Annotated in this window: 20 protein-coding genes and 2 pseudogenes; 9 read left to right on the top strand and 13 right to left on the bottom strand. The window is 69.3% G+C overall.

The window, feature by feature from the left end; genetic code table 11:
• The first annotated feature begins 224 nt into the window (after positions 1-224).
• On the top strand, positions 225-1949 hold the full coding sequence (locus tag OHA19_RS05250; RefSeq protein ID WP_405753221.1) for a GAF domain-containing protein: 1725 nt from the start codon (positions 225-227) through the stop codon (positions 1947-1949).
• A 32-nt stretch (positions 1950-1981) separates the two neighbouring features.
• On the opposite strand, the gene OHA19_RS05245 is transcribed toward OHA19_RS05250, so the two are convergent.
• Together OHA19_RS05245 and OHA19_RS05240 are read right to left on the bottom strand one after the other, a co-directional pair.
• Positions 1982-2692: a response regulator gene (locus OHA19_RS05245; RefSeq protein ID WP_405719458.1), complete on the bottom strand. Its 711-nt coding sequence runs from the start codon at positions 2690-2692 to the stop codon at positions 1982-1984.
• A gap of 103 nt (positions 2693-2795) precedes the next feature.
• Entirely contained in the window at positions 2796-3257 is a 462-nt protein-coding gene (locus tag OHA19_RS05240; RefSeq protein ID WP_405749495.1) for a cyclic nucleotide-binding domain-containing protein, read from the bottom strand.
• A gap of 387 nt (positions 3258-3644) precedes the next feature.
• Here OHA19_RS05240 and OHA19_RS05235 point away from each other — a divergent pair, with 387 nt between their 5' ends.
• The 3 genes and pseudogenes from OHA19_RS05235 to OHA19_RS05225 all read left to right on the top strand — a co-directional run.
• Positions 3645-4250, top strand: coding sequence for a hypothetical protein (locus OHA19_RS05235; protein ID WP_405753379.1), 606 nt, complete (start codon positions 3645-3647; stop codon positions 4248-4250).
• The gene (locus OHA19_RS05230) at positions 4145-4555 is read left to right on the top strand and encodes a universal stress protein (RefSeq protein ID WP_405749493.1); all 411 of its coding nucleotides are present in this window, start codon (positions 4145-4147) and stop codon (positions 4553-4555) included. The genes OHA19_RS05235 and OHA19_RS05230 overlap by 106 nt, the downstream gene beginning before the upstream one ends.
• Positions 4501-4713: pseudogene (locus OHA19_RS05225) on the top strand (universal stress protein); the annotation flags it as partial. The gene OHA19_RS05230 and the pseudogene OHA19_RS05225, both read left to right, overlap by 55 nt.
• 176 nt (positions 4714-4889) lie before the next feature.
• Here the strand turns inward: OHA19_RS05225 and OHA19_RS05220 are convergent.
• From OHA19_RS05220 to OHA19_RS05200, 5 genes are all read right to left on the bottom strand, one after another.
• On the bottom strand, positions 4890-7580 hold the full coding sequence (locus tag OHA19_RS05220) for a SpoIIE family protein phosphatase (protein ID WP_405719466.1): 2691 nt from the start codon (positions 7578-7580) through the stop codon (positions 4890-4892).
• 391 nt (positions 7581-7971) lie between these two features.
• A complete protein-coding gene (locus tag OHA19_RS05215; RefSeq protein WP_405749491.1) occupies positions 7972-8823 on the bottom strand; it encodes a universal stress protein in 852 nt (283 codons plus the stop codon).
• An 84-nt stretch (positions 8824-8907) separates the two neighbouring features.
• Positions 8908-9909, bottom strand: a complete 1002-nt coding sequence (locus OHA19_RS05210; RefSeq protein ID WP_405749489.1) for an Acg family FMN-binding oxidoreductase — start codon at positions 9907-9909, stop codon at positions 8908-8910.
• Between the two features lie 160 nt (positions 9910-10069).
• On the bottom strand, positions 10070-10723 hold the full coding sequence (locus OHA19_RS05205; RefSeq protein WP_405719473.1) for a CBS domain-containing protein: 654 nt from the start codon (positions 10721-10723) through the stop codon (positions 10070-10072).
• A 193-nt stretch (positions 10724-10916) separates the two neighbouring features.
• Positions 10917-12344, bottom strand: coding sequence for an MBL fold metallo-hydrolase RNA specificity domain-containing protein (locus OHA19_RS05200; protein ID WP_405749487.1), 1428 nt, complete (start codon positions 12342-12344; stop codon positions 10917-10919).
• 176 nt (positions 12345-12520) lie between these two features.
• On the opposite strand from OHA19_RS05200, the gene OHA19_RS05195 reads away from it, so the two are divergent.
• Positions 12521-13594 (top strand): alcohol dehydrogenase catalytic domain-containing protein, encoded by a 1074-nt coding sequence (locus OHA19_RS05195; RefSeq protein WP_405749485.1) that lies wholly within the window; start codon positions 12521-12523, stop codon positions 13592-13594.
• Positions 13591-15993 (top strand): glycoside hydrolase family 65 protein, encoded by a 2403-nt coding sequence (locus OHA19_RS05190; protein WP_405719482.1) that lies wholly within the window; start codon positions 13591-13593, stop codon positions 15991-15993. Before OHA19_RS05195 ends, OHA19_RS05190 begins: the two co-directional genes overlap by 4 nt.
• Positions 15994-16035: 42 nt before the next feature.
• On the opposite strand, the gene OHA19_RS05185 is transcribed toward OHA19_RS05190, so the two are convergent.
• Complete coding sequence (locus OHA19_RS05185; protein ID WP_405719485.1) at positions 16036-16794, bottom strand: HAD family hydrolase; 759 nt, start codon at positions 16792-16794, stop codon at positions 16036-16038.
• Between the two features lie 189 nt (positions 16795-16983).
• On the opposite strand from OHA19_RS05185, the gene OHA19_RS05180 reads away from it, so the two are divergent.
• The gene (locus OHA19_RS05180) at positions 16984-18012 is read left to right on the top strand and encodes a zinc-binding alcohol dehydrogenase family protein (protein ID WP_405719488.1); all 1029 of its coding nucleotides are present in this window, start codon (positions 16984-16986) and stop codon (positions 18010-18012) included.
• Positions 18013-18060: 48 nt separating this feature from the next.
• Positions 18061-18312: pseudogene (locus tag OHA19_RS05175) on the top strand (putative PEP-binding protein); the annotation flags it as partial.
• A gap of 39 nt (positions 18313-18351) precedes the next feature.
• Here OHA19_RS05175 and OHA19_RS05170 read toward each other — a convergent pair.
• The 5 genes from OHA19_RS05170 to OHA19_RS05150 all read right to left on the bottom strand — a co-directional run bounded on the left by OHA19_RS05170 (position 18352) and on the right by OHA19_RS05150 (position 22098).
• Positions 18352-19227 (bottom strand): universal stress protein, encoded by an 876-nt coding sequence (locus OHA19_RS05170; RefSeq protein ID WP_405719490.1) that lies wholly within the window; start codon positions 19225-19227, stop codon positions 18352-18354.
• Between the two features lie 72 nt (positions 19228-19299).
• The gene (locus tag OHA19_RS05165) at positions 19300-19938 is read right to left on the bottom strand and encodes a CBS domain-containing protein (RefSeq protein ID WP_405719492.1); all 639 of its coding nucleotides are present in this window, start codon (positions 19936-19938) and stop codon (positions 19300-19302) included.
• A gap of 13 nt (positions 19939-19951) precedes the next feature.
• Positions 19952-20554, bottom strand: coding sequence for a CBS domain-containing protein (locus OHA19_RS05160; RefSeq protein ID WP_405719495.1), 603 nt, complete (start codon positions 20552-20554; stop codon positions 19952-19954).
• A gap of 118 nt (positions 20555-20672) precedes the next feature.
• A complete protein-coding gene (locus tag OHA19_RS05155; RefSeq protein WP_405719497.1) occupies positions 20673-21446 on the bottom strand; it encodes a CBS domain-containing protein in 774 nt (257 codons plus the stop codon).
• The gene (locus tag OHA19_RS05150; protein WP_405719499.1) at positions 21424-22098 is read right to left on the bottom strand and encodes a CBS domain-containing protein; all 675 of its coding nucleotides are present in this window, start codon (positions 22096-22098) and stop codon (positions 21424-21426) included. The genes OHA19_RS05155 and OHA19_RS05150 overlap by 23 nt, the downstream gene beginning before the upstream one ends.
• A 287-nt stretch (positions 22099-22385) precedes the next feature.
• Here OHA19_RS05150 and OHA19_RS05145 point away from each other — a divergent pair, with 287 nt between their 5' ends.
• Entirely contained in the window at positions 22386-23273 is an 888-nt protein-coding gene (locus OHA19_RS05145; RefSeq protein WP_405719502.1) for a universal stress protein, read from the top strand.
• Positions 23274-23280: the final 7 nt, after the last annotated feature.

Here is a 23280-nt window from a genome sequence, read left to right as displayed (position 1 = left end):
GTGGCAGGGGACGAACGGCTCTGTCACCAGGGCCGTACAGTCGCTCTTCGCGCCTCGGGCCCGGGTGGCGATCGCGGCGTGCGAACAAGCGGGGTGGGGAGAATCGGCGTGACGTCCGTGACGCTTGTTCGAGCCGGCCGCCGCCCAGCGGATGCTTCTCACCGTGAGGCAACTACCGTGAAGAGGTGACCCCGCCGCGCTACGTGGGTCACGACGGAGGCACCGTGGGCGACAACGGCGACAAGGGATCCGGCCACTGCGGAGAGGCGCGCCGTCGGCTGGGCACGCTGCCGGGTGATCTCCAGGAACGGCTCGACGCCGTGATGCAGGGCCCGGTCGAGGCGGCCCTGTTGCTGGATGCCGTGATGTCGGTGGGCAGAGAGCTGGATCTGCCCCGGGTGTTGCGTCGGATCGTCGAGGCCGCGGTTGTCGTGGTCGATGCCGAGTACGGGGCCCTGGGAGTGGTCGGTGAGGGAACCCGGCTCGCACAGTTCCTGCCGGTGGGTGTCACGGCGGAGCAGCGCGAGGCCATCGGCCCTCTGCCGGAGGGGCACGGCATCCTCGGTGAGCTGATCCGTCATCCCGAGCCGTTGCGGCTGGTGGAACTGTCCGAGCATTCGTCGTCCCACGGGTTTCCGCCGAACCATCCCCCGATGCACACATTCCTGGGGGTTCCCATCCGGGTTCGCGACAAAGTGTTCGGCAATCTGTACCTGACCGAGAAGCGGGGCGGCCGGAGCTTCGACGATGAGGACGAAACCGTGCTGTCGACGCTCGCGGTGGCGGCGGGAGTGGCCATCGAGAACGCCCGTCTGTACGCGGAGACGCGAGACCGCCAGCGCTGGCAGGAAGCCAACAGCGAGATCGTTGCGGCTCTGCTGAGAGGGGTGGACGAGGCGCGCGTCCAGCAGATGATCGTTGATCACTCCTCACGCATCCTTGCCGCGGATCTCGGTGTGCTGGCACTGCCCGTAGAAGGGAAGCTCCTCCGCGTGGCACAGGCGTCCGGGATGGATGCAGAGACGCATCGCGGTCTGGCCCTGCCGCAGGCGGGGTCGTTCGCCGGTGCTGCCCTGGACGCGGGGGAGCCGATCACCAGCCTGGATGTCGAACATGATCCGAGGATCACCGTGGGCCCGTCGAGATGGATGGGACTCGGCCCCGCTGTCGCGGTTCCGATGGTCACAGGGGAGCGGACCCGTGGAGTGCTGCTGCTGGCCCGGGTACGAGGGCGTCCCGCCTTCACCGATGCGGACACCGCGCCACTCCTGGCGTTCGCCGGACAGGCGGCACTGGCGATGGAGCTCACCGAACGGCGCGAGTCCGCCGAACAGATAGCCCTGCTGGAGGAACGCGACCGCATCGCCAGGGATCTGCACGACCTGGCCATTCAACGGCTGTTCGCCACCGGGATGACACTGCAGAGCGTGGTGCGGCTCGTGCAGCAGCCACAGGCGAGCGAGCGACTGTTGCGCGCGGTGGACGATCTGGACGAGACCATCAAGATCATCCGATCCACCATCTTCGGACTCCGCGCCAGTGGCCCGGGCCGGGCCGGCCAGGGACTGCGGGCCCGGACTGCGGCCACGGTCGAGCAGGCCGCCCGGACCCTGGGCTTCCAGCCGTCGCTGCGCATGGGAGGGCTGATCGACACGGAGGTGCCGACCGAGACCGCCGAGCAGGTGATCGCGGTGCTCGGCGAAGCACTGAGCAACGTGGCCCGCCATGCGCGGGCGACGGCGGTGGAAATCTCGCTGGTGGTGGGAAAGGGTGAGGTGAACCTGACCGTGTCCGACAACGGTGTGGGCATGCCCAGACATCGCGGTTCCCGCAGCGGGCTCGACAACCTCGCACGGCGCGCCGAGAAACTCGGCGGCGAGATGTATGTGGGGGAGTCTGCACAGGGCGGAACCAGGCTGAGCTGGCGGGTGCCGCTGCGACTTCCCTGAGGCCGCGCGGGGCGCTTCGAGGAGGCGTACGGTCAGATCCGATGGCGCTCGGCACCGGGCGGGGAGGCTTCCGCAGCGTGCGCGGCGATCACCGCAGCCTGGATACGGCGTTCGACACCGAGCTTGGCCAGCAGACGGGAGATGTGATTCTTGACCGTCTTCTCCGACAGATAGAGGCGCTTGCCGATCTGGCTGTTGGTCAGTCCTTCACCGATCAGTGCGAGGACGTCCTTCTCTCTCGGGGACAGCCCCGCCAGCGCGTCGTCCTCCTCGGAGACGGCGCCGGACTCCTCCTCGCGCAGGCTGTTCATCAGCCGTGCCGTGGTCGACGGGTCGAGGGTCGAGCGCCCGGAAGCCAGCGTGCGGACGGCGGTGACGAGGTCCGAGCCCTTGATCTCCTTCAGTACGTAGCCGGCCGCCCCGGCCATGATGGCGTCGAGCAGCGCTTCGTCGTCGTCGAACGAAGTGAGCATCAGGCAGGCCAGTTCCGGCATCCGCGAGCGCAGCTCACGGCAGACCGTGATCCCGTCGCCGTCGGGCAGCCGCACATCGAGAATCGCGACGTCTGGGCGGAGCGCCGGGCCGCGGGCCAGTGCGTGGTCGGCTGTGCCGGCGTCGCCGACGACTTCGATGTCGGGTTCCGCGTCGAGCAGATCCTGCACGCCGCGCCTGACCACCTCGTGGTCGTCCAGCAGGAACACGCGGATCGGTTTCTGCGCCGAGAACCCCGTGTCGTCGATCATGGTGGCCCTCCTTGGCTTCAGGGTTTGCGCAGTCCCGCCTCGCCATGGTGAGTTCGTACGAGCAAAACACACCAGGGCCGAACTGTCCCGTTCTCCGGGCCGTTCACGCCTCAGGAGCCTCGGCCCGGGGGCCGTACAGCTGCAGCAACCGTTTCCGTGTTCCGTACAGGCGCTCCGCCACCGTCTCGGCGACGAACCGGTACACCGCCCGGCCCAGCACCGCATCGGCCTCGCACAGTGAGCGGACGGCGGCGGCATCGAATTCCACGGCCCGACCCGCCTGGATCACACGTGCCCCCAGGTGCCACACGTGCGGGGGGAACAGCCAGGACCATCCCAGCAGTTCGTCCCGCCCCAATGTCTCGACGACCGCCGCACGACGGCCCGGCACATGGAGGTCGACCTCAACCCGTCCGGAGCGGATGACCCAGAAACGGTCGGCCCTTCTGCCTTCTTCGAAGAGCCGCGCGTCGAGGATCAGCGGTACTTCGCAGGCCGCCTCGTCGAGCAGGCGAGCCCGGTTCTCGGGCGGGATCGCGTCGAGCAGACACCTGGCCGTTGACATGGAACCTCCGTTCCTGGCCGACGGCGTGTACCCGCCCGCCCTTATCGAACGATATATGCCTGCTTGCGCAGGGACGCTCGGCCACGCGACGTCCGTACTTGCGCAGGGACGCTCGGCCACGTGGCGTGAAGCGTCATCCTCCACACATCCCTCGTGGGGATCCGGTCCGGCCATCGGGCGGGCCGTTGTACTGATTGCTCCGTCCACTTCATCGTGTGCCACCCGGGGCACATGGTGCTTGGGCCGACCGGCCTGATTCCGCGACCCCGCTCAGCCCATGCGGCGGGTCGCACGGGGCGCACAGGATGGTGGCATCCGCTCCTGTCCGCGGACCCTCGCGATGCGCTATGCGCAAGGGGCGGCGGAACAGGAGAACGAGGCCGGATCATGACTGAAGAAGCGCCTCCTGGAGCGGGCCGAGGACCCGGCGGGTCCAGAACCCGTGGGCTGCCGGTCCGTGCCTCGGACCGGATCCAGCGCTGGGGCAGAGTGATCCTGGTCGTGGTCTTCCTGCTAACCGCACCCTTGGCGTCGGCCGCCAAAGGCCGTGCGGTGCACGACGCCGAGATCCGTCGCGCTGCCGCGCTCTCCGATACGACGAGAGTCGAGGCCCGGCTCGTCTCCGACGCCGGCGGTCCCGCGGTGGATGCCAGAGCACTGTCGATGGTGCGTGCCCCCGTCCGCTGGACGCAGCCCGACGGTCATGTGCGCACGGCGGTTGTCCGTGTCTGGGCGGGCAGCCGGGCCGGCACCACGGTCCCGGTCTGGACCACTGCTCAGGGTGCGGCCACCAGCACGGGACCTGCGACACCCGGCGAGGCCGTCGCATCGGCCTGGATGACGGCAACAGTGATTCTCGCGGTGGCGGCAGGACTGTTTACCGCAGTGTGGAAGATCTTCACGAAGCTGGTGGACAGCATCAGGTGCAGGGGGTGGGAGAAGGAGTGGGACGAGGTGGAGGCCGAGCTGTCCGAGCAGTTCCGGGACCGCTAGTGGACCGGTACACGCGATTCCGGGGAGAGACCGTGGACAGCACCCGATCAAGCGTGACCATCACGGGACCGGTCGTGGTCGGTACCGATGGCTCCCACCATGCGACGCGGGCGGCGCGGTGGGCCGTGGGCGAGGCGGCTGCTCGCAGGCGGCCGCTGCGGATAGTGTGCGCGACCGCGACCGCGCCGGCCCCGGCAGACCGTATCTCTCCCAGGAGGACAGCCTGCAGATCGACGGTTTCGCGGAAGGTGTGCTGGGAGAGGCCGCCGCATTCGCACGCCGACTGGCTCCCGCCGTCCCTGTGACGACGGCCGTGTGCGAGGACGAGCCGACGGCAGGCCTGCTCGGCGAAGCCGGTTCCGAGGCCACGCTTGTCGTGGGCTCCCGTGGACGCGGCGGCTTCGCATCCTTGCTGGTCGGGTCGGACTCGCTCCGGGTGGCCGCGCGTTCCCACGTCCCGGTCGTCGTCGTGCCAAGACATGACGGTCGTGAACCGGCTGGTGTCGTGCTGGCCGCGGCACGGGACGAGCGTGACAAGGAGACGTTGCGCGTCGCCGCCGCTCTGGCCGCGCGGGACGGAGCCTCGCTGCGGGTACTCAGCGCGTGGGCACACTTTTCGGGGACTTGCCGGTCCAGCGGTCAGAGTTCCGCGTCGAGGACGTCCGACCACGCCGTGCCTTTCGTGCTCCCGTCGGGCCGGGGCAACGACAGCTCCGCCCAGATGACCTTTCCCTGGGGGGTATATCGGGTGCCCCAGCGCTCGGCCAGCTGTGCGACGAGGAACAGACCGCGGCCCCCTTCGTCCATCGCGGCGGCATCACGCAGATGGGGCGAGGTGCTGCTGCTGTCGGTCACCTCGCAGGTCAGGGTGCGGTCGTACAGCAGTCGTACGGTGACCGGCGCGGAGCCGTAGCGGATGGCGTTGGTGATCAACTCGCTGAGCAGCAGTTCCGCGGCGAACGCAAGTTCCGACAGACCCCAGTCGTCGACCTTCTCTGCCACGGCAGCACGCATTCCCGCCACAGCCGCGGGATCGAACGGCACGTCCCAGTCGGCGACATGGTCGGGCGGGATCGCCCGCGCCCGGGCGATGAGCAGCGCCACATCGTCCTTGGGACGATCTGGCAGGAGCGCGTCGAGGACCGCCTGGCAGCTCTCCTCCGGCGACCGGTCGGGATGGCACGCCAGGGCCTGACGCAGCAGCTCGATCCCCACGTCGATGTCCCGGGTGCGGTCCTCGATGAGCCCATCGGTGTAGAGGACGAACTGTGTGCCCTCCGCCACCTCCAGTTCCGCCGTCTCGAACGTCATGGCGCCCAGGCCCAGGGGAGGGCCGGCCGGCAGGTCGGGGAACGACACACTGCCGTCGGGCCGGACCAGTGCGGGCGGTGGGTGCCCCGCACGGGCCATGGCGCAGCGGCGGGAGACGGGATCGTAGATCGCGTACAGGCAGGTGGCCCCTACGACCCCCGCATCGGCGGTGGTTCCCGCCTCCTCCTGGTCGATGCGCCCGACCAGGTCGTCGATGTGGCGGAGGATCTCGTCGGGCGACAGGTCGAGTGTGGAGAAGTTGTGCACGGCTGTGCGCAGCCGTCCCATCGTTGCGGCCGCGTGCAGGCCGTGGCCGACGACATCCCCGACGACCAGCGCCACCCGGCTGCCCGGGAGCGGGATCACGTCGAACCAGTCGCCGCTCACCCCGGAGATCGCGGGCAGGTAGCGATGGGCGACATCGACCGCGCTCTGTTCGGGCAGAGCCCGCGGGAGCAGGCTGCGTTGCAGAGTGACGGCCATGACGTGCTCACGGGTGTAGCGGCGGGCGTTGTCGATGCTGACGGCCGCCCGTGCGACCAGTTCTTCGGCCAGGGACTGGTCGTCCTCCTCGAACGGCTGGGGCTTCTCGGAGCGCCAGAAGTTGGCCATGCCCAGGACGACGCCCCGTGCCTGGAGGGGCACTGTGATGAGCGAATGGATGCCGTAATCGACGATCGTCCGTGTCCGCTCAGGGTCCTGGGCGAGCCAGCCGGGTGCGGCGGACAGGTCAGGCACCAGCTCCGGCCGACCGGTGGCGAAGGCCCGTGCCTGTGGTGTGGAGGGGAGAAAGCTGATCAGCCGGCCGATTTTGTACAGGGGATGATCGTCCCGGATGCCGCGTACAGCGGTGCGGCGCATGTCCGTGTCCGTACTGGTCGGCTCGTCACCGTGGAGGACCGGTTCGGCCAGATCGACGGTTGCGAAGTCGGCGAGCCGGGGGACCGCGATCGTGGTCAGTTCCTCTGCTGTGCGCACCACATCGAGCGTGGTACCGATGCCGAGACCTGCGTCGTACAGCAGGCTAAGCCGCTCGCGGGCGTTCTCCGCCCTGCCGGACAGCGACCGCAGTTCTGTGGAGTCACGCAAGGTCGCGACCGTCCCCTGGGGGCCACCGCGACGGTCCGTGGGCCGCTGGTTCACCGCGAGCAGTCGGCTTCCCGCGAGGTGCACTTCGTCCGTGGCCGTGCGTCCCGAGGCCAGCAGCTCCACCATGCCGGGATCAAGACTGGACAAGTCCGAGATGAGTCGCCCCTCGGCGTCGAGCGGCAGATCCAGCAGCCGTCTGGCCTCGTCGTTGGCCAGTAGCAGTCGGCCGTCCTTGCTGACGATGAGCACGCCTTCGCGCACGGCGTGCAGTACCGCGTCGTGATGCTCGTACATGCGACTCATCTCGGCAGGGCCCAGACGGTGGGTCTGCCGCCGCAGCCGCCTGGTCACCAGGGCCGTCCCGCTCGTGGCCAATCCGAGCGCGATCGCTCCTGCACCGAGGATGATCGGAATCTGTCGTGCCACCGCTCCGGTCACGTTCTCGACCTTCATGCCGGCAGCCACCAGGGCGACGACCCGCGCGTGATCGTGGACGGGGACGATCACCTGCGCCTCACGGCCGAGCGGGCCGTTGACACTCTCGGTGTACACATGGCCGGCCAGCACCGGCGCGATGGAGGCGACGGCCTTCTTACCGATCAGCTCCGGACGGGGATGTGTGTAGCGGATCCCTTTCGTGTCCATCACCACGATGAAGTCGACGCCGGCCGCCTTCCGCCCCGCCTCGGTGAGCGGTTGGAGCACCGCGGAGGGATCGGGGGCCCTCAGCGCGGCCAGGAGGCCCGGTGAATGAGCGAATGTCTGCGCGACGGCGATGGAGCGGTGTTTCGCCTCCGTGCTGCTGTCGTGCCGGGACTCCGCTACGAGCGCCAGCATCGCAGCGACCACGAGGAGCACGACGACAGCCACCTGCAGAGCGAAGACCTGGCCTGCGAGGCTCCGGGGACGCCTGCCTATGAGTGACCGCATCCGCGCGCTCCGGAATCGTCCGAAACGATTGACCACATTGCCATTTGTAACACCGCGAGGTCGAAGGCGCGTGTGGTCGGGGCTCGCTCGGGGACGGACCGCGCGGCGGCCCGACGCCGATCCGCCAGCCGTGGGACCGGATCGGCGCCAGAACCGTATGGATACGGCCAGCCCGGACCGGCGGGGATGAGGCCGGTAGCTCTGGCCCACCACCGAGGGCTGGATGGACCTCCGTGACCATGACGGTGTTCCGGTGCGAGCGCCAGGCCAACCAGCGTCCGCACCGGGTCTTCAGCCGCTCGCGCTCGTCGGCGCGCAGGGATATCGGGCGGGCGGCGACGACGAGCACTTGGTCGAAGGCGCCCCTTGAGGAACGGTGCCGCACTCGCGCTCAGTGGGTGTCCGGGACGACGGCGACCGGGCAGGACACGTAGTGCAACACCGAGTGGTTCACCGGTCCGAGGTGCGGACCATGGTGTCCACCGGCACGACGCGCGCCGACGACCAGGAGTTCCGCTCCCTCGGCCTCCTCGATGAGCACCTGGTGTACAGGTCCCTGTACCACGGACCGGTGGACGACGGCTTCGGATCCGGTCCGTTCCAGGACGGCCAGGACATCTTCGAGATGTTCCTCGGCCTGTCGGCGATGAGCGGAGGCAGGGGAGCCCGCGAGGAGTGGATGATCCGCGGTTTCGTGGGCGGGGCAGCGCCAGGCGCGTACGGCGATCAGTTCGCCGTGGCGCGACGCCGCCTGGACGAGTGCGAAACGGGCGGCTGCCGTCGGTCCTGCGGCGTCGCCGATTCCGACGACGACGCGGCCCGGCTTCGGCTGAGCGTCAGGTGCGGCCGCCGGGATCACGACGACCGGGCAGTGGGACCGGCCCGCGACGGCGAGACTCACGGACCCCAGGAGCATGCCGGCGATCCGACCGCGGCCCCGGGAGCCGAGGACGACCAGGGCTGCTTCATGGCTCTCGCGCACCAGCGCGCTCACCGGATCCTCGGGCTGCACGTCGGCGATCACCTTCACCTCCGCGTGGAGACGACCTACACGTTCCTGCGCGGATGCGACGAGATGCTCGGCGAGGATCTGCTCGGCCGGACGCCCGGTGTCGAAGGTGGGACGCATGCCTTCGTAGTGCTCCCACAACGACGCATGGACGACGCGCAAGGGAAGCCGTGAGCGGGCCGCTTCCGTGGCGGCCCAGTCCAGGGCACGGAGACTGCCCTCTGATCCGTCCACTCCGACGACTATCGGGAGCTGCACGGCTCCCACCGCCTTTCCTGCTCGGATGGCTGCCTGCTGCGATGTATGCGGTCAGGGTTTCTACGGTTCGATGGTCAGCACATGGTCGAGGGGACGCCGTGGTGTGCGTGGCCCGCTCGGCCCGTATCCCAGACGGACGATCATCTGTGGGTTTCCCGTGCCGAAGACCGGGTCGCGCAGGATCCAGCGCAGGTCCGGCCATTCGAGCGGCTGGGTGGCGAACGACGTGGACACCTGGTGGAGCGTGGCCGTCAGCAGGACGCGTTCGAGGGCCTGTCCGGCGCGCAGCCAGTCCGGTACGTGGTCGCCCGGTGTGCTCAGCAGGGCCAGTTGAGGCCGGTTCTCGAACAGGACACGGGCCCGGCCAGGGATGACCCGGGTCCCAGCGAAGTCGCGGGTGGTGGCTCGTTCGGAGGCGTCGCGAGGTCCGAAGGCGTAGTCGGGGATTCCGTCCACCGGAGCTTCGCTCAGCGTGTTCCGCGTCCAGCGTTGTTGCTCGGCCTCCCGCGCGGGGTCGCCGCGGTCGTAGCCCTCGGCATCGCGGATCAGTCCGAGCACGGTCTCCAGGTGGATCGGGGTCAGGAACGCGAAGTCCGCGCCCTCGGCACGGGCCGCTTCGGCGAGGCGTGCCCGGACGTCGTCGGGGACCGGCCGTTCGTCGAACGGGTAGCGACTTGTGTGCCGGTCCTTGATCGCCGGGTGGAGAACGGCGAGGGCTTCATCGGCGGGTTTCCGCGGCATGTCCGGGTGGATGCCCAGACGGACGGTGGCCAGTACGGTGGGATCCGACGGTGCGGGCAGCAGTGAGACGGCCGCGTCCAAGCCGTGGTGGGCCGCGGAGACCCGCAGGTTGAGCAGGGCCGCGCCGCAGCCGATGTGAAGGGCGCGGGCGGAGGGATCGGCCTCCGGCATCGCTCGCTCGAAGTCCGCCCGGAGCGTGAGGGTGCGGCTGCGGCGCCCGTAGCGGAAGGTCCAGGGCTGGGCGTTGTGCATGGACGGGGCGGCGGTGGCATCGGCGACGAGGTCGGCCAGTGCGGTGCCGTCGAGCGCTTCGGTGAGCATCGTGGGCTCCCGGGGGCGGGAAGGGGCGGGGCGATGGCTTCAGCATGGTGCGGATCGTCGCCCGGTACGTATGGGCCGTTCGTCCCTGTCTCGGTCCCGGATGGCTCTCGGTAGGGATACCTCCGTTCCCTGGACCAGGGCCTGTCCGGCGGGACAGCCCTTAGGCCGGTACCGGGCCTTCGAGACGGCAGTCCACGCTGACGACGCCCTCCACGGATTGGGCGAGGCGGGCGGCGACGGGAATGAGGGCGGCGTCGGGGACGCGGCCGGTGAGCGTGGCCACACCCCAGGTGACGCCGACCTTCACGTCCCGGTGCGAGTCGGGGAACAGCCGGTCGACGACCTCACGCCGTATCTCGGCGGCCAGGTCGTCGTCGGGGCGCAGGAAGATCTTGAGGAGATCGGCGCGGCTGACGATGCCCTTGAGCCTGCCGTCGGCATCGACGACCGGGAGACGCTTGACACGCCGGTCGGCCATGAGCCGGGCGGCTTGCGGGAGCGACGCGCCGGGCCCGGTCACGACGGCAGGGCTCGACATCAGCTCCTCGGCCCGGACCGAGCCGGCCTTGGCGGTGTCGCTCAGTCGGCGCATCTGGTCGATCATGCCGGGCGGGTGGTCGTGGAACTCCTCCTTCGGCAGGAGGTCGGCTTCGGAGACGACGCCGACGACGTGGTTCCCGTCCTCGACGACTGGTACTGCGGTGACCTTCCACCGCTCCATGGCATCGGCGATCTCCTTGAATTCCGTGTCGGGCGTGACGGTGACGACGGCCTTCGTCATGACGTCGTCGACGGTGTACCGGGTGGAGGTCATGGCAGGTTCCTCATGTGGGCGCGAGCGGCCGATTGCTGCCGTGGGACGAACAGGAGAGGGCAGATCCGGCACGGCCCTCGCGTCGGATCTGCGACGAGTGAGGCTCCGTGGCGTACACGTTGTGTCTCCCGTCCTTCATTCACAGCCTGGCACCGCGGAGAACGAGCCGCGCGGAACAGCCTCGTAGCGCCGCTCAGCGGACCAGCACGGCTTCTCCGGGTCTGGGTACGACCGCTGTCCAGCCCAGTTCATGGTCGATCCGGTCCCGCAGGGCATCGGACGAGGACTCCTCTCCGTGCACGGCATAGGTGTTGTGCGGTGCGGGGGCGCCGCGCAGCCAGTCCATGATCTGGTCGGCGTCGGCGTGTGCCGAGAAGTGCGGGAGATCGGCCACCTCGGCGCGTACAGGTATGTACTCGCCGAACATCTTGAGCGTGCTGGCACCGTCGACGAGGTCGCGGGCCCTGGTGCCGGCGGCTGCGAAGCCGACGATGACGACGGCATTGCGTGGATCGGGCAGGAGCCGGTGGAGGTGGTGCAGGACCCGGCCCCCGGTGGCCATGCCGGCCGAGGAGACAATGACGGCGGGTCCGGGCGCACTGTTGAGGGAGATGGATTCCTGCACGGTCCGGGTGGTGTGGAACGGGTCCGGGCTGATCGCTTGTTCGCCCAGGGCGAGGATCTCGGGCCTGATCTCGGGAGAATGGTCACGCAGCGCCTCGCGGTAGACATCGAGTGCGGCCAGAGCCATGGGACTGTCCACGTACACGGGAACCGATCGCGGCAGGATCCCACTGTGGCGCAGTCCGGCGAGCTCGTGGAGGACGACCTCGGTGCGGTCGATCGCGAAGGCGGGGATGACCGCGGTACCACCTCGCGCGAACGTACGGGCGAGTACGGCCGCGAACTCCGCCTGGGCCCTTTCGGGTTCGTGGGCACGGTCGCCGTACGTCGACTCCGTGAGCAGCACGTCGGCGCCCGAGAACGGCTCCGCAGGCAGTAGTAGCGGATGGCCGGGGCGGCCGAGGTCGCCGCTCGCGGCGAGGGTGTGGCCGTCTTCGAGGGTCAGGTGGGCCCAGGCAGAGCCGAGGATGTGCCCACCGTGATGCAGAACGAGCCGGGTGCCGGCCATGATCTCGATCTCGCTGCCTGCCTCCACGGGGTCGAAGAACCTGACGGTGGTGTCGACATCGGACTCGTCGTAGAGCGGTTTGGCGGGCCGGTGCTTGGACCAGCCGTGTTCGTTGGCGTGCCGGGCCGCCTCCATTTGGAGGCGCGCGCTGTCCCGGAGCACGATCTCCGCGAGCCTGGCGGTGTGGGCGGTGGTCAGGATCGGTCCTCGGAAGCCGTGCCGCACCAGTCGGGGCAGATAGCCACAGTGGTCCAGGTGGGCATGGGTGATGACCACGGCGTGGATGGACGAGGCGTCGCACGGCAGCTTGGCCCAGTTGCGGCGGCGCAGGTCCGCGAAACCCTGGAAGAGGCCGCAGTCGAGGAGGATCCGGGCGTGATCGCTCTCGATGAGGAATCTACTGCCGGTGACGGTCCGGACGCCGCCCAGGAAGCGCAGCAGCGCGGGTCTCGCTCTGGGCGCGGCCAGGTGCGGTTCTGTCTCGGACATCGCCGTCCCCTTCTCCGGTGGGTGGCAGCGTCTTCACCATCACATCCCCGCAACCGGGGGCGGGAGGGGCCCGAAAGGCCCCGGCGGGGACCGGCCGGCCCATGTGGAGCGGGCCCGCACCGGGGCAGCCTGGGGGAGAACCTCACCGGGACACATACGGGAAGAGGGGCCGCATCGTGAAGGCACTCGTTTTTCAGGGGCCGGGGCAGATCGCATGGCAGGAGGTTCCGGACCCCGTGGTCGAGGACGCCGACGACGTGGTGATCCGCGTCGATGTCGTCACCATCTGCGGCACCGACCTGCACATCATCAAGGGCGATGTGCCCGAGGTGGGTTCCGGCCGGGTGCTGGGGCACGAGGCCGTCGGCACGGTGGTCGAGGCCGGGGCCGGCGTCCGTACGGTACGTCCCGGTGACCGGGTCCTGATCTCGTGCATATCCGCGTGCGGCCGGTGCCGCTTCTGTCGCGAGGGCCACTACGGGCAGTGCCGGGGCGGGGGCGGCTGGGTGCTCGGCCACACCATCGACGGCACCCAGGCCGAATACGTACGGGTGCCCTTCGCCGATCTGTCCGTGCACCCGCTGCCGGCTTCGGTCGGCAGCCATGACGGCGTACTGCTCGCCGACATCTTCCCGACCGCCTACGAGGTCGGGGTGCTGAACGGCGGCGTACGGCCCGGCGACACCGTCGTCGTGGTCGGTGCGGGCCCCATCGGGCTCGCCGCCATCGTCGGCGCCGGCCTCTACAGCCCGCGAAGAATCATCGCGGTCGACCTCGCCGAATCCCGGCTGGCCGCCGCGCGTTCGCTGGGCGCGGATGCGACGGCGGGCGCGGCCGAGGAACCCGGACAACTGGTCGACGACCTCCCCGAGGGGCTCGGCGCCGACGTCGCCATCGAAGCCGTCGGCGTCCCCGAGGCTTTCGAGATGTGCACCCGCATGGTCCGGCCCGGAGGCCGCGTCGCGAACATCGGCGTCCACGGCAGGCCGGCGACGCTCCACCTCGAAGACCTGTGGAGCAGGGACATCACCATCACCACGGGGCTGGTCGACACGTACTCCACGCGCATGCTGCTGGGCATGCTGGCCGCCGGCCGGCTGCCGTCGTCATCACTGATCACCCACCGCTTCGAGCTCGGGCAGATGGAAGAGGCATATGACGTGTTCTCCCGTGCCGCGGACACAGGTGCGCTCAAGGTGACACTGGGAGGACCGCAGCACAACGAGATCATCGCCCCGGCTCAGCCATGAGCACAGCGTCCACCTGGGACTTCAACGGCTACGACCCCAAGGCGGAGCGGACGATCGAAGCCCTGTGCACGCTCGGCAACGGCCGATTCGCCACCAGGGGCGCCGCGCCCGAGTCGCCCGCCGACGCGGTCCACTATCCCGGTACCTACGCTGCTGGCTGCTACGACCGGCTCTTCTCGGAGGTCGCCGGAGAACGGGTCGGCAACGAGGACATGGTCAACCTGCCCGACTGGACGCGCCTGCGCTACCGCTGCCTGCCGGACGACGGACCGGCGGGGGACTGGCTCACCACCGATGACCCGAGTCTGCGGCATCACAAGGTCTCGCTCGATCTGCGAGGCGGCGTTCTCACCCGGCGTCTGTTCTTCCAGGACGGCCACGGGCGCCGGCTCGGCGTCACCCACACCAGACTCGTTCACATGGGCGCCCCGTATCTCGCCGCTCAGAGAACCACCTTCCACGGGTACGGCTGGAGCGGGGCGGTGGAGGTCGAGTCCGTCATCGACGGTGACGTCACCAACAGTGGCGTCGAGCGGTACCAGGGGCTCGACGGACGTCATCTCACCGGCCACCGTGCCGGAGCCGAAGCGGACGGCGTGGCCTGGCTGTCCTGCCGGACCCGTTCGTCCGGGATCCGGATCGCCGTCGCCGTGCGAACGTCGTCGCGGCCCCTCGTAGCGGTGGGATCGAGCTGCACCGGGACCGGGACGGTCCAGAGATTCAGGCTGCCGGTCTCCCGGGGGCGTTGCGCCACCGTGGTGAAGTGCGTCGCCTTGTACACCTCGCTGGACCGCCCCGCGGGCGACCCACTGCCGCTCGCTGTCGAGGACGCGTCGCACACGGCGCCGTTCGATGCGCTGCTGGCCTCCCACCGTGCGGCCTGGGAACGCCTTTGGAGCCAGGGCGAATTGAAGGCACCCGGTGAAGCGGGCCGCATCCTTCGCCTCCACCTCTTCCATGTCCTCCAGACACTGTCCCCGCACACGGCCGAGCTGGACGTCGGAGTGCCCGCCAGGGGACTGCACGGCGAGGCGTACCGGGGACATGTCTTCTGGGACGAGCTGTTCGTACTGCCCTGCCTCACCCTGCACTTCCCGGAAGTGGCACGGGGCCTTCTCATGTACCGCCACCGTCGCCTGCCCGCAGCCCGTGACGCGGCCCGCCGGGCCGGCCTGCGAGGAGCGATGTTCCCCTGGCAGAGCGGCAGTTCCGGCGCCGAGGAGGCGCAGACGCTGCATCTCAACCCCCGCTCCGGCCGCTGGCTTCCCGACCACTCGCACTTGCAGCGCCATGTCGGATCGGCCATCGCCTGGAACGTGTGGCGGTACGGTCAGAGCACCGGCGACACCGGATTCGCCCAAGGATCGGGGGCGGAGCTGCTGCTCGACATAGCCGGCTACTGGGGCGCCGCGGCCACCTACGACGCCGATCGCGAGCGCTACCGCATCCGCGGTGTGGTCGGCCCGGACGAGTACCACGACGCCTACCCCGAGGCCGCCGCTCCCGGGGTCGACGACAACGCGTACACCAATGTGACCGCGGCCTGGGTGCTGGCCCGCGCACTTGAGCTGTTCGGCGGGCTTCCCGAGGCCCGTCGACGGGAGCTGGCCGAGCGACTCGGTCTGGACGACGGGACGCTGAGCCGCTGGGAGGACATCTCCCGTCGGCTGTACGTGCCGTTCCACGGCGGTGTCATCAGCCAGTTCGAGGGCTATGGCGAGCTGGCCGAGCTGGACTGGGACGCGTACCGCTCCCGCTACTGCGACATCCGTCGGCTCGACCGGATCCTGGAGTCCGAGGGGGACACGGTCAATCGCTATCAGGCGTCCAAGCAGGCCGACACACTCATGCTCGGCTATCTCTTCCGCCCGGCCGAGCTGCGGTCTTTGTTCGACCGTCTCGGATACCGGCTCGATGACGAAGTATGGCGCGCAACGGTCGGCTACTACCTGGTCCGCACCAGTCATGGTTCGACCCTCAGTAGCCTGGTGCACGGCTGGGTGCTCGCGCGAGAGAGAGGTCCGGACGCCTGGCGGTACTGTCAGGAAGCCCTGCTCAGCGATGTGGCGGACGTGCAGGGCGGTACCACCGGCGAAGGGATCCACCTCGGTGCCATGGCCGGCACCCTCGATCTCGTCGAACGGGGCGTCGCAGGGCTGGAGGCAGGCCCGGACAGGCTCCGTGTCGATCCCATTCCGCTGAGGGAGATGCCGCGCTGCACGTTCACGTTCTGTTATCGCGGACACAGGGGCATCCGGGTCCGGCTCCTGCCGGGCCGCCTGGCGATTCACGTGCCCCGCTCCCGGCCGGCCGCCCCTCTGCCCGTGTGTCTCCCCGGCGGGCGGCAGGTGACCGTGGCCCCGGGGGAGCAGCACTGGTTCCGTCTGCCGCTGAACTGACTCCGCGCAGGCCCGGCACGGTCTGCTGGGCCTGCGGAGGAGTCAGTCCTTCCCGAGCAGCAGCTCGCCGGGGTCGGTCACGACCACATCGGCGCCATGGCGGCGCAGTCCGGCCGAATTGCTTCCCCCGGCCGTACGGTCCACTCCCACCACCAGACCGAATCCGCCCCGCCGGCCGGCTTCGACCCCGGCCAGCGCGTCCTCCAGCACAGCTGTGTCCCCAGCCAGAACGCCCAGTCGCCGGGCCGCCTCCAGGAAGAGCGCCGGGTCCGGTTTGCCCGGAAGATCCAGCCGATGCGCTTCGTTGCCGTCCACCACGCTGTGGAAGAGGCGGATCACGCCTGCCGCGGTCATCAGCTCGGTCGCGTGGCGGGACGCCGAAACAGCGGCGCAGGGTATCCGCTCACGCCGCAGCGTGTGCAGCAGACGGACGGTGCCGGGCCAGGCGGCGACACCGTGCGCACGCACGCTCGCGGTGAACAGATCTTCCTTGCGGGCCGCGACGGCCCACACCGTGGCGGTGCCCGGCGTGTCGTCGGGATCGCCGAGCGGCAGATCCAGCCCCCGGGAGGCCAGGAAACCGGTGGCCCCGTCCAGCCGTGACCGGCCGTCGACATGGCGGAGATAGTCGTCCACCGGATCGAACGGGCGTTGCCCGCCCGCGGCCGAGAGACAGGCGTCGAAGGCTCCCTGCCAGGCCGCGGCGTGGACCCGTGCGGAATCGATGACCACGCCGTCGGTGTCGAAGACCACGGCTTGCAGCGAGCGCAGGCAGGCCGCCAGGGACGGTGTGCCGCTCATGACGGATCCCTTCGTCAGGGGCCGTCTCCATGGCATCACGGCTGCCGACCGAGGGCGCGTCGACCGCAGGGGCGGCTTCGTCACCGGCTCGAACGGCCGGGCCGTTGCCGGACGGAGCGGCGTACGGCCCGGCCCTCCGATCCCCGGTGAGCGTTTGCCGGACCTGCCAGCCGGCGCCAGGCTGGGAGCATGGTGCGCGTGCCGGCTTCGGAAACGCTGACCGGGTGGGCCGTAGGGAGTCCTGGTCCGATCGGGGACGGCCCGCTGCTGCGTGTGCGGCGTGCGATGCCCTCACCGGGGCCCGGTGAACTGTTGCTCACGGTGGAGGCGTGCGGTGTGTGCCGCACGGACCTGCACCTTGCCGAGGGTGACCTGAGCCCGCACCGGGCGTCGACCGTTCCCGGCCACGAGATCGTCGGCAGGGTGGCCGTCGCAGGCGAGTCCGTCAAGGGGTTCCGGGCCGGTGACCGGGCCGGTGGGGCGTGGCTGCGCAGCACCTGCGGCAGCTGCCGCTACTGCCGGGCCGGCCGTGAAAACCTCTGCCCGGCCTCCCTCTACACCGGCTGGGACGCGGACGGCGGTTTCGCTGACATCGCCCTCGTGCCGGCCGACTACGCCTACCGACTCCCGGACGACCAGGACGCCGCAGCGCTGGCGCCGCTGCTGTGCGCCGGGATCATCGGCTACCGCGCTCTGCGCCGCAGCGCCCTGCCGCCCGGCGGCCGGCTCGGGATCTACGGCTTCGGTGCCTCGGCCCATCTGGCGGCGCAGGTCGCCCTGGCCGAAGGAGCGACCGTGCACGTGCTGACCCGTTCGGAACGGGCCCGTGAACTCGCCGCCGACCTGGGTGCCTCCTCCGTGGGCGGCGCGTACGACCGCCCGCCCGAACCACTGGATTCGGCGATCCTGTTCGCACCGGTCGGTGATCTGGTACCCGTGGCACTGGAGGCACTGGACCGTTCGGGAACGCTCGCCGTCGCGGGCATCCACCTCACCGACATCCCCGTGCTCAACTACCGGCGCCACCTCTTCGAGGAACGCAATCTGCGCAGCGTCACCTCCAACACCCGGCAGGACGGCCGCGACTTCCTGGACACGGCCGCACGGATCGGCATGCGGGTCACCGTAAGCCCCTATCCGCTGAGCCGTGCCGACCAGGCTCTGAGCGATCTGGCCGCAGACCGGGTCAGCGGCGCCGCTGTCCTCGTCCCGGGTTGAGCCTCGTTTCGGCCGGGCAGCCACCCCGTCCCGCGGCGCCCCGCACCCCCGTACCCGGTCGTCGTGCTGACCAGCGACTTCAAGACCAATGAGTACGCGCGGCTGCTCGGTGGACAGGTATTCGCACCGGTCGAGGCGAATCCGATGATCGGCTGGCGTGGCGCCAGCCGCTACTACAGCGACGGCTACCGCGAAGGATTCGCCCTGGAGTGCCGGGCATTGCGCCGGGTCCGCGACGAGATGGGGCTGACGAACGTCATCGTCATGATTCCCTTCTGCCGCACTGCGGAAGAGGCCGATGACCGGCGGGCCCGGCCAGGATCTGCCGGGACGACATCGTCATTCGTGAGCGATGACGGCGACGGGCGCGGCGGAGTGATGGAGGATCGCGTGAGCGATCGGGCCGATGTGCGTGCCGACCGAGGAGCGGCGGATGCGACGGCCGACAACCATCAGACCTGCTTCGGAACCTGCCTCCAGGAGTTGCTCGGAGGAGGGGCCGACCGTCGCTTGCGCGTCGAGTTCGACAGCCGGGTACATGTCCTGCCAGGGCCGCAGCATGTCGTCCAGTCCGGTGCGCTTGATCTGGGCGATCCGGGCGTTGACTTCAGGGTTGTACGTCGCTCCGGACCCGGCCAGAGGGGGCAGCATCCAGCTGTGCAGCGCATGGAGTGTGCAGCCTCGCCGTGATGCCTCGTCGAACGCGAAGGAGAGCAGGGCGTCGCACGGCCGACCGGTGTCGACGCCCACGACCACGCCGCGGTTCAGGTGTTGCCCCTGGGCGTGCGGCAGCGCGTCCTCTGTTGCGCGTACCAGGACAACGGGCCGCTCCACGGCATGGATGACGGCCATGCCGACGGAACCGAGTACGAAACCCCTGAGCGTGCCCAGTCCCCGGGAGCCGAGCACCAGCATGCCCGCGTCCGCTGTGGCATGCACCAGTGAGGCGGCTGGTTGTCCGTCGAACGATTCGGCGCTGATGTTCAGTCGTGGGTGCTGGTCCAGCAGTTTGTCGGAAGCTTCACGCAGGAGGGTGCGGGCTGCTTGGCGGCGCTCTTCGGAACCGGCCGCGGGAACACCGTGGGGCGGAGACCATATTTCGGCGTGGACGAGATGGAGGGGCGCACCGCGAAGGAGCGCTTCCCGGGCGGCCCAATGGGCTGCCGCGACACTCTCTGCGGATCCGTCGAGGCCGACGACAATACGCCGGTTCATGATGGCCCTCCTCGGACAGGGCTGCTTCGGGTCGGTGAGGAACTCGCGTACGCGTCGGCGAGTCAGATCCCCTTACTGCTGCTGTCGGGTGTCCAGCTGTCGTGTGTCCACGCGTACATCGTCGGACAGGTCGTCCTGCTCGTGGCCGAGCCGGTTGACCACATCCACGACTCCGTCGACGCTCCGGCACAGACGGAGGACGACGGGGACGAGGCTGTGCCGGGTCACGGTGCCGCTGAGGGTCACGACACCGTCGGTGACGTCGACGGTCAGCGACGAGGGACTGAGCCGCAGTGTGTGAGTCAGTACGTCTTCGAGGATCTCCTCCTGGATTGCGTGGTCCCTGCGCAGGAAGAGTTGCAGGAGGTCGCTGCGGCTCAGGACCCCGATCAGCCTGCCTTCGCTGTCGATGACGGGGAGCCTCTTGACCTTGTGCTTCTCCATGACGCGGGCGGCGCGGACAGCGCTCCATCCCGGAGCCGCGGTGATCGCCGGGTGACTCATGAGATCGGCTGCGGTGTTCCCGGTTTCGTGCCGACGGAGCAGGTCGGCCTCGGAGACGACGCCCACGGGGCAACCGTTGCCGTCCACGACGGGCACGGCGGTGATGCCGAACTCTTCGAGGAGCCGGGCGATCTCCTTGAACGTGGTGCCGCGCTGGACGCTGACGCCCGTGGGCGTCATGAGGTCGGAGACGCTGCGATGCCTCATCGTCGCCCTCCCCTCACGCGGGAACTTCTGACTCGAACCGGGCTGAGACATCCACGACTCCCGGCACGGTGCGCGCGACACGCACCAACACGTCACCGAGTGACGGGCCGGGAACGGTGCCGCTCAGACGGACGATGCCGTCGGACACACGGACGTACACGGACGCGGAGCCCGCCGGGACCAGCTGATTCATGATCAGCTCGCGCAGCTCCTGGGCGATGTCCTCGTCCGGACGGAGGTAGATCTTGAGCAGGTCACCCCGGCTGACCACACCCACGAGACGTCCGTCGTCGTCGACGACCGGCAGCCGCTTGAGATGGCCACGGGCCATCAGCCGGGCGGCCCCCGGTATACCCGCGTTCCGGGGCACCGTCACGGCGGGGATGGTCATCAGCTGACCTGCGGTGACGGCGCGGGACTCGTCTGCGCCCTGTGCCTTGAGCAGAAGGTCCGCTTCGGAGACCACGCCGACGACCCGTCCCTCGTCGGACACGACGGGCAGAGCGCTGATCCGCCATCGCCGCATGGCCTCCACGATGTCCTTGAACGGCGCTCCGCGGTTGACCGTGACGACGGCGTGCGTCATCACGTCGTCGACGGTACGCAGATGTTTCATCGTTCCTCCAGGAATATGAGGCCCTGCACCTCCGAGCGTCGGCATCGTCGACGTCCGCCGCCAGGACCACCCGGGTTCCGCCGGGGACTGCCCGGCCCTGTTGCCCCGGCGCGGACGCTCAGGGGCTGCCGGCGTCATGCGTGGAATCGTGATCCGGCTGCAGATCGTCCACGGCGTATGCGAGGGACTGGTCGACACTGACGACACCGTCGACAGAGAGGCACAGGAGTTCGATGATCGGAATGGTTGAGCGTTCCTCCACCGTGCCGCTCAGGGTGACGACTCCTTCCTGAACGGTGACCGTCACGCCGCCCGGTGTCAGCCGGAGAGTCCGGCCCAGTACCTCGTCGACGATTTCTTCGTGCATCGCGTCATCGCGGCGGAGCATGGGGCGCAGCAGATCCGAGCGGCTGACGATGCCCACGAGCGTGCCGGTGTCATCGATCACCGGAAGACGTTTGACGCCTCGCTCGGTCAGGAAGCGTGCCGTCTCGACGATGCCCCACGAGGGCCGGGCCGTCAGAACGGGAGTGGACATGAGATCAGCGGCGGTTCGGGCGTTCATGGCGCGGCGGTCGACGGCCGCAGTTGCGCGTAGTTGGTCACGGCCCTCCGCTTCTGGCAGACCCGCCTGCCTGCGGAGCAGATCGGCCTCCGAGACGATGCCGATGGGGTGGTGGTGGGTGTCTACGACGGGCAGGGCCGAGACATCGTTGTAGGCAAGGCTCCAGGCGACCGTCTTGAGTGATGCTTCGGGGCTGGCCGTGGCGACGTCCCGGGTCATGACTTCTGCGACAGTGCGGTGCATCATGATCCGATTTCCCTTTCGTGCAGAATGCCGTGACGGGCGGCGATGGCAGCGCGCGGCCTCACCGCTCGCAGGACGGACCATGCATAACCCCCTGGAGGGAGGCGGGTGCGGGACCGTCCGCGGGGGCGGTCGCATGACTTACGACCGCGACCACCCCGTCGAGCTGTTCGGCGAGGTAGACCAGGATCGCGATCTGGCTACGGCTCTCCAGTCGGCCTTCCAGGGTGACGACGCCGTCCACGACGTGGACGGCGACCGCGTCGGGTCCAAGCCCCATGGTGTTCACCAGCACGTCCTGGACGATGCGTCGTCGTATCTCCGCGTCGGGTCGAAGGAAGAGACGCAGCAGGTCCCGGCGAGTGACGATGCCGACAAGCCTGCCCTCGTCGTCCACGACCGGAAGTCTCTCCACGCCACTGCGCGTCATCAGCCGGGCGGCCTCCGGCGCGCTTTCCTCCGCGTGGACGGTCACCGCCGGCGTCGACATGATCTCGGTAGCGGTGAATTCCGCTCCGGACAGGGCCGGGGCACCGGCATCCGGATGACCCGCCGCCTGTCGGCCCAGCAGATCGCTCTCGGAGACGACACCGACAACCCGGTCCTCGTCGTCGAGCACGGGCATTCCACTGATGTCGTGCTGGGCGAGCAGCTTCGCGACCTCCTTGAAGGAGGTGAGAGAGATGACCGATACGACATCGTCGGTCATCAGGTCTCCTACTCTGATGTGCTTCATGGCGGCACCCCCTGCCGTCTCGCAGCGATATACCCGGACGCCATGCCGGAGGTTGTCCTGTCCAGTAACCACGATCCTTCGGGCCGCAGAGGGGCAGGAGGGCCGAACGGGGCGTGGCCGGGACCGGTCGGACCCGGTTCGAGCGTCCGGGAATCCGAGGTCCGGCAGGACTCTCCCGACGGGGGGCCACCGGTCCCCGGGCGGTCCTGGGCGGTCCTCTTCCCGCAGGGGCGAGCGGTGCCAGTGTGAGAGCTGTCTCTCTTCAGCGGTCTCGGTGAGGAGCAACCATGAAAGGCGACACCGGCAGCCTGGAACTGGGACCCGTCGTCGTCGGCGTCGACGGGTCCGAGCCGGCCCACCGGGCAGCTCTGTGGGCAGCGGCCGAGGCCTCATGCCGTGGCAGCACACTGCGCATCGTCCACGCGGCCGACACGGACAGCCGGGTTCTCCACCTCTCGGGAGAGAACATCGAGCGCGTCCGCAGAGCGGGCCACGAACTGCTGCGGGAGACCGCCGAAGCCGTCACGGAACAGTATTCCGGTCTGCACGTCACCACGGAGTTCAGCGGCGGCGCAGCCGTCCCCATCCTTCGCAGGACCGTCGGCCTGCGTGGCACTGTCGTGGTGGGCAATCGCGGTCTCGGAGGGTTCGAGAACCTCATGCTCGGTTCTGTTGGCCTGAAGGTCGCCGCCGACGCCACGACGCCCGTCGTCGTAGTCCGAGGCACCGACAACGGGGCGGAGAGCGGCGTGGTGCTCGCCGCGGTTCGTGACGAGCACGATGTCGAATGTGCTCGCTACGCGGCGCGCGAAGCCGAGATCCACAAGGCCTCGCTGCGCCTCCTGCATGCGTGGCACATTCTCGGATCAGTCGGACTTGCCGTGACCATGCTCGACGATGTCGGAGCCATCACTGGTGAACACCTCCACCATCTGAACGCCGTGACGGACCGGATCCGCGATGAATTCCCGGCTCTGAACGTTCGGGCGGAAGCCGAGAAGAGTCTGACCGTCGCCGGGGCCCTGGTGGAGGCATCGCGCGATGTGGATTTGCTTGTGATGGGTGGGCGACGGGCGCCCGGATACATCGGCCCCACCCTCGGGTGGGCGACGCACAGCCTTCTGCACCACGCCCACTGCCCCGTCCAGCTCATTCCGCGGCACGGATCCGCATAGGGAGCGA

It is taken from the genome of Streptomyces sp. NBC_00012, from assembly GCF_045040875.1.
Lineage (GTDB): Bacteria > Actinomycetota > Actinomycetes > Streptomycetales > Streptomycetaceae > Streptomyces.
This window is presented reverse-complemented; position numbering and strand designations above follow the sequence as displayed.

Coding starts and splice junctions, on each gene's coding strand:
- OHA19_RS05245 (WP_405719458.1), bottom strand. CDS start 2,692: ATGATCGACGACACGGGGTTCTCGGCGCAGAAACCGATCCGCGTGTTC.
- OHA19_RS05240 (WP_405749495.1), bottom strand. CDS start 3,257: ATGTCAACGGCCAGGTGTCTGCTCGACGCGATCCCGCCCGAGAACCGG.
- OHA19_RS05235 (WP_405753379.1), top strand. CDS start 3,645: ATGACTGAAGAAGCGCCTCCTGGAGCGGGCCGAGGACCCGGCGGGTCC.
- OHA19_RS05220 (WP_405719466.1), bottom strand. CDS start 7,580: ATGCGGTCACTCATAGGCAGGCGTCCCCGGAGCCTCGCAGGCCAGGTC.
- OHA19_RS05210 (WP_405749489.1), bottom strand. CDS start 9,909: ATGCTCACCGAAGCGCTCGACGGCACCGCACTGGCCGACCTCGTCGCC.
- OHA19_RS05205 (WP_405719473.1), bottom strand. CDS start 10,723: ATGACCTCCACCCGGTACACCGTCGACGACGTCATGACGAAGGCCGTC.
- OHA19_RS05200 (WP_405749487.1), bottom strand. CDS start 12,344: ATGTCCGAGACAGAACCGCACCTGGCCGCGCCCAGAGCGAGACCCGCG.
- OHA19_RS05190 (WP_405719482.1), top strand. CDS start 13,591: ATGAGCACAGCGTCCACCTGGGACTTCAACGGCTACGACCCCAAGGCG.
- OHA19_RS05185 (WP_405719485.1), bottom strand. CDS start 16,794: ATGAGCGGCACACCGTCCCTGGCGGCCTGCCTGCGCTCGCTGCAAGCC.
- OHA19_RS05180 (WP_405719488.1), top strand. CDS start 16,984: ATGGTGCGCGTGCCGGCTTCGGAAACGCTGACCGGGTGGGCCGTAGGG.
- OHA19_RS05170 (WP_405719490.1), bottom strand. CDS start 19,227: ATGAACCGGCGTATTGTCGTCGGCCTCGACGGATCCGCAGAGAGTGTC.
- OHA19_RS05165 (WP_405719492.1), bottom strand. CDS start 19,938: ATGAGGCATCGCAGCGTCTCCGACCTCATGACGCCCACGGGCGTCAGC.
- OHA19_RS05160 (WP_405719495.1), bottom strand. CDS start 20,554: ATGAAACATCTGCGTACCGTCGACGACGTGATGACGCACGCCGTCGTC.
- OHA19_RS05155 (WP_405719497.1), bottom strand. CDS start 21,446: ATGGTCCGTCCTGCGAGCGGTGAGGCCGCGCGCTGCCATCGCCGCCCG.
- OHA19_RS05150 (WP_405719499.1), bottom strand. CDS start 22,098: ATGAAGCACATCAGAGTAGGAGACCTGATGACCGACGATGTCGTATCG.
- OHA19_RS05145 (WP_405719502.1), top strand. CDS start 22,386: ATGAAAGGCGACACCGGCAGCCTGGAACTGGGACCCGTCGTCGTCGGC.